This is a genomic window from Candidatus Obscuribacterales bacterium, from assembly GCA_036703605.1.
Classification (GTDB): Bacteria; Cyanobacteriota; Cyanobacteriia; order RECH01; family RECH01; genus RECH01.
In genome coordinates this window covers 1-4,763 of sequence record DATNRH010000547.1, presented here as the reverse complement: position 1 = coordinate 4,763, position 4,763 = coordinate 1, and the positions used below count along the sequence as shown (strand labels likewise).

Genomic DNA, 4,763 nt, shown 5'->3' with positions numbered 1-4,763 from the left:
CTGTACCCTCTTGAGAGCCAATTAAGGTGAGGACTTCCGTTTCTGGATCGACGGCAACGCCATACCGCTGGGTATACCACTGGGCGACGGCATCCCGAAATGGGCGAGTGCGGTTGAACAGGAGGTAGCCGTGGGTGCTGGAATCGGTGAGGGACTGAGCGATCGCCTCTAAAACATGATCCGCCACCGGCAGGTCGGAGGAGCCCAGGGACAGGTCAATCAGAGAACGCCCCGCTGCGATCGCCCGCCCCTTGGCTCGATCCATATCGGCAAATACATTGGTCTGTAACGGTTGAATCCGATTTGCAAAGCGCATAGAGTCTCCAATCAAGCCATCTGAATCGACCGCTGCCCCTCAACGTGACCTCCCTTAAGCTGCTGCTACTGTTTATCCACATTTCGGCCCTCCCCCCTCAGTTTCCCTCTCCAAACCATGGGCGAGGGGGAGACCAGACCAGACTTTCCGGCTCCCCTTCTCCCAGAACGGGAGAAGGGGGTGGGGGATAAGGGTAAAGCCCTAACAGCAAGGGTTTCAGGATTTATGTGTACACAGTAGCTTAAGCTGCTGAGGAGAGGTGGTTGGCTAAAAACTCCTCCAGCTTTTGGCGAGGCAAGGCCCCCTCGGTGGCATCGAGCTGCTGCCCGTCCCGGAACAGCACCAGCGCTGGCACACCCTCCACGCCACAGGCGGCGACGGCTTCGGGGTTGGGATCCACTTCCATTTTGACAACGGAGAGGCGATCGCCATAGGTCTCTGCGATGCCATTCATGATCGGTGACATCAGACGACAAGGGCCACACCAACTAGCCCAGAAGTAGACTAGGACGAGTTTGGAGGCACTCAAAACCTGGGTCTCAAACTCTGCATCGGTAATAACAGTTACGCCAGCCATGACTCTCTATAGTTGTGGTACTAATCTGCAATGGATATTTGTGCTCTCTGTACTAGCTTACCGAGTTGTGGGCATGGTCGGTGTAGCATTCCCCAAAAAACCATGGGTTATCCGGGGTATCAGGGATATTGGGTACCCAATGCTTGATGCGGAACACCACGTCGAGATAGCGGCGTACAGGAATAGGCTAGACGGGAATAGGCAATGTCTCGGTCACCAGGGCGATCGCTTCATCCAACAGCGCGATCCCTTGTTCTACAGTTTCGATCTGGCAGAGGCGTTGCCGCAGATCTGCCGCGCCACTAAACCCCTTGACGTACCAGGTCATGTGCTTCCGAGATTGGTAAATACCGCGATCGCCCTTGTAGGCAGCCAGCAGGCGGAGATGCTCTTGGGCACAGCGCAATTGTTCGACGATGGACGGCGGGGGGCGGTGGTGGCCGGTTTTAAGGAAATGGTCGATTTCACCAACGAGAAAGGGATAGCCGAGGGTGCCTCGGGAACACATCACCCCATCTGCCCCCGTTTCGTCTAAACAACGTACTGCCGATTCCACAGACACCACATCGCCGTTGGCAATCACTGGAATAGCGATCGCTTGCTTAACCTGGGCAATCCAATCCCAGCGGGCAGGGCCGTGATAGCCCTGGGCACGGGTGCGGCCGTGGAGCGTCAGCATCTGTGCGCCGGCCTGCTCCATCCGCTGGGCAAACTCTACGGCATTGATATGGTCTTCATCCCAGCCGATGCGAGTTTTCACCGTGACGGGAATGTCAACTGCCTGCACCACCGCCTGCACAATGGCCTCGGCTACCTCCGGCTGGCGCAGCAGGGATGATCCACCACCATTTTTGGTAATTTTGTTCACCGGGCAGCCCATATTTAAATCAATGGTATCGGCTCCTTCAGCGGCGGCCATGCGGGCAGCTTCTGCCAAAAAATCTGGACGGCAGTCAAATAGCTGAATGCTGACAGGCCGCTCCTGGGGATCCACATCCATCACCTTGGGCAACTGGCGGGCATGGGTGAGCCCGGAGGCATGAACCATCTCCGTGTACATCATGGAGTCGGGAGCATAGCGCCGCACCAACTGCCGAAACACCAAGTCGGTGACGCCGGATAGGGGCGATTGCAACACCCGGCTGTGGACGACGACCTGGCCGATGTGTAGGGGAGATGCCAGGCGGGTCCGCAGGGCTGGTGATAGCACCACCCGATTGTCTTCGATTGTCCTGCTCTCCATACCGCGCTGCCTGTGAACTGTATTACACCTCAACGCTGGGCTACGCATCTCCCGACTGCGTTGAGACCATAATCGGGTCTTGATAAAGCGCTACGGTGAAGGTCACGGTAGACCCTAACCCTTCCCCTAGGCTGAAAAAGCTTACCACTCCGCCCATGGCCTCCACCAGCTTTTGGGAAATCACCAGTCCCAGACCGGTGCCGCCATACTGCCGGGTACGAGAGCCATCAATTTGGCTAAAGTTTTGGAACAGCCGGTCTTGTTTTTCCAGGGATACCCCGATGCCAGTATCTGCCACGCTAATTTTCACAATCCCAGGTTTTTCCTGGCCCTGCACAACCGTTTTCTCAGGAATAATTTCGGCGGTGATGGTAATGCCGCCGTCGTGGGTGAATTTGATGGAATTGCCAACGAGGTTCAGCATCACCTGAAGCAACCGCTGGTAGTTGCCGTAGAGCACCACCGGTTCTAGGCTAGCTGGAGTCAAGATCTCAAAACTTAGGTTTTTCTGGGCAACCTGCCCTCGGGTGAGCTTGGTGACGTTTTCCATCAAGTCGTCTAGGTTCACCGGGTTGAGGTCAAGCTGCATTTTGCCAGCCTCAATTTTGGCGATATCTAAAATATCGTTGATGATATTCAGCAAATGCACGGCCGAGTTATAGGACTCTTGAATGAACTCGGCCTGCTCTTCAGGATCATCGGCCATGCCATCCAGCACAAGTTTCAGGAAGCCAATCATGCCATTGAGTGGGGTGCGTAGCTCATGGGAAGTATTGGCTAAAAACTCGCTCTTCAGCCGGGAGGCTTCCTCTGCCTGGGTGCGAGCTTCTTCTAGCTCTTGGTGTTTTTCTCGCAGGCGGTCATTGGTTTCTCGCAGCTCGGTGGCGAGATTCTGACTTTCGGCATAGAGCTTGGCATGGGCAATGTCGGTACCAATTTGGCTGGCAAGTTCTTGGATTTTATCAATCTCAAAAGCACCCCACTCCCGCTCCATGGCGGCATGTTGCAGCAAGATCAATCCATTGGGCTGATCTTTATGGCAGGTGGCGATCGCCAAAACGGGAGGCTGTTGACCAATTAACCCCAAAGACTCGGCGGGCAAGACCTGGGGATGGAGGGTGGCTAAAACCCGATGGGCCATACTCTCGGGGGTCACCGGTAGACGAATAGCCAACGCAGAATCCCACTGGGGTTGGCAGTATTCTGCAGTTACAGCAATGTCAGGATGCCCGGCTTCGTAGGAGCAAATCAGACAGCGTGCTACACCCAGCACTTCTCCTAGCCCGTTCACGGTTTTCTGCCAAATGGCGTCTAGGTTGAGGGTGCGACGCACATTCCAGGCTACCTGGGAAAGACCGCGTTGATAGCCGTGGGGCTGAAGAGCCTCGGCGGGGGGAAGCGCTTCCACATGGGCGATCGCTTCTGCTTCCGACAGTTCGCACCAGACCCAACCCATCACCATCACGTGGGTGGGCGATCGCCCTGGCAACAACACCGGACTCATGACCCCATCAATTAACAAGTAGCGATCGCCATGGAAAAAGGGATACCGCAGCGTTTGGGCAACAGACTGGAGCAGGGTTTGCTGCACCTTGGCTTGATAGACCTCGGGGCGAATGGGCAGTATAACAGCCGTATCGACTGACGTGAGATCAGACAATTGGCTGCGATCGCGCCAGTAGCAGGAACAGATGACGCCCAGCTCATCTTGAGTCAGCACTAAATCTGGCTCAAGGCTTGAGCGCTCCGCCTGAGGCGCTGGGGCCAATGCGTCATCGACTGAAACTGAAGACTGACTGGGTAACGTCATGAAGTATCTAACCCACAAGCAATTCACAATGGGGGTCTAACCATAGCTCAGAGCCGGTTTCTCCCTGCTAAGCTAAGCGTACCCCAATCAATTAAGCAACTATCGCGATGCAAGGCCCTATCTCCTCCAGCGAGGTGATAGCTTGAACTTTAGAACCAGACCGGGATGCAAAAGTCATGGTTCCCATCTCTCCATCCAAAGCTTGGTGTTTGCAGGGTGCGAGACGCTCGCTTAATCATTCCATTCGCCCTTGGGCGGCACGGGGGGATTACGGCGTAGGGTGCGGGTGAGATCGTCATCCCGACGGTTCGCGCCGGATAGCCACTGGCGAACGGCAACTTCAATAACCTTGCTAGGATCTTTTGTAAGATGCTTGATTTGATCGAGTAAATCGGCATCTAGGCGCACCGATAACTCAACCTTATCGGATGGCGTGGTCATGGTGGATGGCGTAGACAGAGGGGATGTGGTGGAATCGTTCATCGGAAGCATTCTCTCAAGAGGTAAATCATCGGAATAGGTGAGGCTGCGACTCTCAACGGGCGATCGCAAATCCTTGGGTTAGCTCAATCCTATTCTAGGACGTTGCCCCAGCCCTCATTGGCCTCTTCCCAGGATATCCTGACCTAGGACTCGTGACATGGCAGGCATCGGGGAGAGAATTTCGATCGCTTAAGGTGTTTATGCCGTGACAGCCCTATCCCGGGGATAAATTTTGACCTTCATCCTCCAGATCCTTCTGCCACCAAGAGTTGCAGATGCCTTCAAAGCCCCTCTACTAACCTGGAAGAAGGGTTTGGGGGGAGGGTCTTCGTCT

General features: G+C 55.2%; 5 protein-coding genes. All 5 read right to left on the bottom strand.

Features of this window, described 5'->3' with window-relative positions:
* Nucleotides 1–316 (bottom strand): aminotransferase class I/II-fold pyridoxal phosphate-dependent enzyme (locus V6D20_11765; protein ID HEY9816460.1); only part of this gene is annotated, 316 nt, incomplete at its 3' end.
* Between the two features lie 241 nt (nucleotides 317–557).
* On the bottom strand, nucleotides 558–893 hold the full coding sequence (gene trxA / locus V6D20_11760; protein ID HEY9816459.1) for a thioredoxin: 336 nt from the start codon (nucleotides 891–893) through the stop codon (nucleotides 558–560).
* A gap of 187 nt (nucleotides 894–1,080) precedes the next feature.
* On the bottom strand, nucleotides 1,081–2,136 hold the full coding sequence (gene dusB, locus V6D20_11755; GenBank protein HEY9816458.1) for a tRNA dihydrouridine synthase DusB: 1,056 nt from the start codon (nucleotides 2,134–2,136) through the stop codon (nucleotides 1,081–1,083).
* 40 nt (nucleotides 2,137–2,176) lie between these two features.
* Complete coding sequence (locus V6D20_11750; GenBank protein HEY9816457.1) at nucleotides 2,177–3,946, bottom strand: ATP-binding protein; 1,770 nt, start codon at nucleotides 3,944–3,946, stop codon at nucleotides 2,177–2,179.
* A gap of 231 nt (nucleotides 3,947–4,177) precedes the next feature.
* Nucleotides 4,178–4,429: a ribbon-helix-helix domain-containing protein gene (locus tag V6D20_11745; GenBank protein ID HEY9816456.1), complete on the bottom strand. Its 252-nt coding sequence runs from the start codon at nucleotides 4,427–4,429 to the stop codon at nucleotides 4,178–4,180.
* Between the last annotated feature and the right edge of the window lie 334 nt (nucleotides 4,430–4,763).